The organism is Mycobacterium sp. TH-M11, from assembly GCF_057473725.1.
In genome coordinates this window covers 1-3,991 of sequence record NZ_JBYCLD010000227.1, presented here as the reverse complement: position 1 = coordinate 3,991, position 3,991 = coordinate 1, and the positions used below count along the sequence as shown (strand labels likewise).

Below are 3,991 nucleotides of genomic sequence, written 5' to 3'. Positions count from 1 at the left end.
AACGAGCCCGGCGCCGGCGGATCGGCCATGTTCCTGCTGAGCACATCCAGCACCGACACCGACGACAGATTCGCGTTCTCGCGCAATGAGTTACGGGTATGCGCCATGGCGTTCGGCGGCAGATCGAGGGTGTGCTCGATCGCTTCGATCACTTTCGGGCCACCGGGATGGCATACCCAGGTCGAGATGTCGTCGGGCGTCAGGCCGTGATCGCTCAGGAAGTCGCGGACGTCGTCACCCACATATTTCTCGGCGACGGTTGCCACCTCGGTGGAGAGCTTGATCTTGAAACCATTGCTGCCGATGTCCCAGCCCATCACGTCCTCGGTGTCGGGGTAGATCCGGCTGCGGGTCGCGCGCACCGTGGGTCCGGCCGACTCGCGGGCGGCCCCCTTGGCGACGACGGCGGCCGCCCCGTCACCGAACAGGCTGGCGGCCACCAGGTTTGCGACTGAATAGTCGTCGCGCTGCAGGGTCAGCGAGCACAGTTCGACGGCCAGCAGCACCGACACGTGATCCGGGAAAGCCAACAGGTAGTCGTGCATGCGAGCCACGCCCGCGGCGCCGGCCACGCAACCCAGACCGAACATTGGTACCCGCTTGACGTCTGGTCGCATGCCCAGGCGCGTCGCCAACCGGGCTTCGAGGGTGGGCACTGCCAGGCCGGTCACGGTCGTGGAGAACACGACGTCGACCTCTTCGGGCTTGACCTGCGCCGCGGCCAGTGCCGCCAGGATCGCGCGCTCGCCGAGCGTCAACGCCGTCTCGATGAAGATGTCGTTGGCCTCGGTGAAACCGCTCAACTCGCCGTAGTCGGCAAGCGGTATCGCAATCCTGCGCCGTTCGACTCCTGCGCTGGCTCCGAAACGATCGAACTCGGGGCCGCCGAACCCGGTCAGACCGGACATGGCCTCGGCCTGCGATACCTGATAGCGCGGAAACTCGACGGCGACGGCCGCGATGGCGGGGGCGGTCGTCATCGTGCCCTCACGTTGCGCCATTCGGACGTACCTGTCGTCACGGGACGAAACTGCACGCGTTTGTAGACGGTAGTCACCTGGGTACCCCCAATTCGTTCAATCCGGATAATTGGACCATAGCGCCATTTGGCCGGATTGTCCGCAGGGATGTCCATCGATGGAAAGTGTGACCGCGAACTCGCGGGTTTGCCTGGCCGGGCACCGGTCAACAACTGAACGCGACGCCTGCAACCCTCCCGATCGATAGGCTGAACTTATGCGTATTTTGGTGACCGGCGCAACCGGATATGTGGGATCACGGCTGGTCACAGCGCTGCTGGCGGCGGGACACCAGGTGCTGGCGGCCACTCGGGACCCGGCGCGACTGACCGGTTTCGGATGGTTCGACGATGTCACCGTGGTCAAGCTGGACGCCGCCGACGCCGACTCCGCGCGGGCCGCGCTGGCCGAAGCCGGGGCGGTCGACGTCCTGTACTACTTGGTCCACGCCATCGGTCAGCCCGGTTTTCGCGATGCCGACCGCGCTGCGGCGGCACATGTCGCCGCGGCCGCCCAAGCTGCGGGCGTGCGCCGCATCGTCTACCTGGGCGGCTTCGTTCCCGCGGGCGAAGCACTCTCCGAGCACCTGACCAGTCGGGCCGAGGTGGCCGCCGCGCTGAACATCGCCGGGGGCGCCGAAGTGGTCTGGCTGGGCGCCGCGATTATTCTCGGCGCGGGCTCCACGTCGTTCGAGATGCTGCGCTACGTCGGTGACCGCTTCCCGGTGATTCCGACGCCGAGGTGGATGAACAACCCGATCGACCCGATCTCCATCCGCGACGTGCTGCACTATCTCGTCGCGGCCGGTGACGCAGAACTGGTTCCCGCGGGTGCCTACGACATCGCCGGACCGGACTCCACCTCGTATAGCGAGTTGCTGAAGACCTATGCGCGGATTTCCGGCGCGTGGCACGCCGGCCTGCCGGTGCGGGGGATCGACACCACGCTGGCATCGTGGGTGACCGCGCTGGCGCTGCCAGTGCCCGACGGGCTGGCCGCGGACCTGGTTGAGTCGCTGGACTACCCCATGAAGGCCAGTGGCCCCGGCCTGCGTGAGCTGGTTCCCGACCCGCCGGATGGCCTGCTGTCAATCGAGGACGCCATTGGCCGCGCGCTGTCGAATCGTCGGCCGCGCCCGGTCAACGCGCTCGCCGATCCGCATCACCTCGCCGACAGCGACCCGGCCTGGGCCGGCGGCGATTCCCTGCGCCTGCGGCGACTGGCGGGCATAGTGACTCCATCGATTGCGCGACCCGGTCTCGGACTCGTGGACGTTGTCCCCGGCCCGATCGCCGGTGCGATTCGGACCGGGCTCGACATCTTGATCACTCTCACACCGAAAGTGCGATTGAATGGCATCCGCGAGTGACGATCAACGGGGGCAGTGTGACGCGCAGAAGGCAGCAGGAGCGGCGGAATGGCTGACGTGAACACCAAGCCCGGCGCTCTGGAAGAGATCCGCCGCGGCATTGTCAATGTCGCTGTGCCGCACAATGAACCGCCCGGAGTCGTGCGACGCCGGCGCATCGTGGTCGCGGTTGTCTTGGTGCTCGGTGTCGCCTCGCTGGGGTTGGCGCTGAAAAAGCATCCCGGCGAACCGGCGTTCTACTGGTGGACGCTGGCGCTGGCGGCTGTGTTGGCGGTCGGCGCGCTCGTTTCTGGGCCGCTGCATCTCGGTGGCGCGCGATGGCGCGGCCGCAATCAGCGTCCCGTGGTCAGCGGCACCACGATTGGACTGTTGCTCGGCGGCGTCTTCATCGCGGGCGGCCTGATCGTCCGGGAGATTCCGGCGGTCGCCGAGTACGTCACCCGGTTGCTGCGCTACACCGACCAGGGATCGTGGCGGTTGACTTTGGCCATTGCGCTGTTGGCCGCCGTTGGCGAAGAACTGTTCTACCGCGGCGCGCTCTACACCGCGCTCGGTCGGCATAGCCCGTTGCTGATCTCGACCGCGATTTACGTCGTCGTGACCCTGGCCAGCAGCCAGAACCCCATGCTCGCGTTCGCGGCTATCGTCCTCGGCACGGTGTGCGCGCTCGAGCGTCGGGCCACTGGCGGCGTACTGGCGCCGATCCTGACCCACTTTGTCTGGACGCTGGTCGTCTTGCTGGGATTGCCGCCGCTGTTCGGTCTGTGAACTCACATGTCTGTGAACTCAGATATCCGTGAAGGCGGGGGTCCGGCGCTGCTGGAAAGCCCTTGCGCCCTCGCGGAAGTCAGGCGAATTCAGCAGGACCGCCTGACCCTCGAGTTCGCGCTGCAAGCTCGGCTCCAACTCGGTGAGCGTGGCCGCGTTGATGGCCTGTTTGGTCTTGGCAAACGCCACCGCCGGTCCCGACAGTAGCCGGGCCACCACCTTGTCCACTTCGGCCTGAAACTCCTCGGCCGGGTACACCGCGCTGATCAACCCGGCCGCCAAAGCGTCGGCGGCGGGCAGTCGCTCGGCCAGCAGCGCCATCCGCATCGCGCCGATCCTGCCGATCGCCGCCGCGACCAGAGCCGAGGCGCCGCCGTCGGGCATCAGGCCGATCTTGGTGAATGCGAGCATGAAAAACGCGTTGTCCGAAGCCAATACCAGGTCGCAGGCCAAGGCGATGGAGACGCCGACGCCGGCCGCCGCTCCGTGGACCACCGCGACGACCGGGCGTGGCAGCGCCGTGATCGCCCGCGCCACCCGGTTGGCAGCCAGGATCAGCTCGTCGCTTTGAGCGGCTCCGTCCACGTCGTCGGCGCTCATACCGGCTCCGGAGCAGAAGCCGCGGCCCGCCCCGCCCAGTCGCACGACCTTGACCCGCGGATCGTTGGCAGCCCGCTCCATCGTGTCGGCGAGTCCCACCAACACCGGCAGCGTCAACGAGTTCAGGCTGTCCGGACGGTCCATAATCACCGACAACACGCCATCGGAGAGGTCGACAAGAAGCCCGTCGACGGGTGCCAGGGCGTCGACGCCGGAATCGATAGCTGTCATGGGA

General features: G+C 67.1%; 4 protein-coding genes. 2 read left to right on the top strand and 2 right to left on the bottom strand.

Annotated features, from left to right (window positions below; genetic code table 11):
• On the bottom strand, positions 1 to 980 hold a 980-nt coding region (locus tag AC2VOG_RS09725), incomplete at its 3' end, for a type III polyketide synthase (protein ID WP_486939695.1).
• Positions 981 to 1,236: 256 nt separating this feature from the next.
• Here AC2VOG_RS09725 and AC2VOG_RS09720 point away from each other — a divergent pair.
• The gene (locus tag AC2VOG_RS09720; protein ID WP_486939694.1) at positions 1,237 to 2,388 is read left to right on the top strand and encodes an NAD(P)H-binding protein; all 1,152 of its coding nucleotides are present in this window, start codon (positions 1,237 to 1,239) and stop codon (positions 2,386 to 2,388) included.
• Between the two features lie 48 nt (positions 2,389 to 2,436).
• Entirely contained in the window at positions 2,437 to 3,156 is a 720-nt protein-coding gene (locus tag AC2VOG_RS09715; protein ID WP_486939693.1) for a CPBP family intramembrane glutamic endopeptidase, read from the top strand.
• 18 nt (positions 3,157 to 3,174) lie between these two features.
• Here the strand turns inward: AC2VOG_RS09715 and AC2VOG_RS09710 are convergent, their stop codons facing one another.
• Positions 3,175 to 3,987, bottom strand: coding sequence for an enoyl-CoA hydratase (locus AC2VOG_RS09710; protein ID WP_486939696.1), 813 nt, complete (start codon positions 3,985 to 3,987; stop codon positions 3,175 to 3,177).
• Between the last annotated feature and the right edge of the window lie 4 nt (positions 3,988 to 3,991).

Bases quoted from the DNA above. Each gene is read 5' to 3' on its own strand.
- AC2VOG_RS09710 (WP_486939696.1), bottom strand. From the start codon at position 3,987: ATGACAGCTATCGATTCCGGCGTCGACGCCCTGGCACCCGTCGACGGG.
- AC2VOG_RS09715 (WP_486939693.1), top strand. From the start codon at position 2,437: ATGGCTGACGTGAACACCAAGCCCGGCGCTCTGGAAGAGATCCGCCGC.
- AC2VOG_RS09720 (WP_486939694.1), top strand. From the start codon at position 1,237: ATGCGTATTTTGGTGACCGGCGCAACCGGATATGTGGGATCACGGCTG.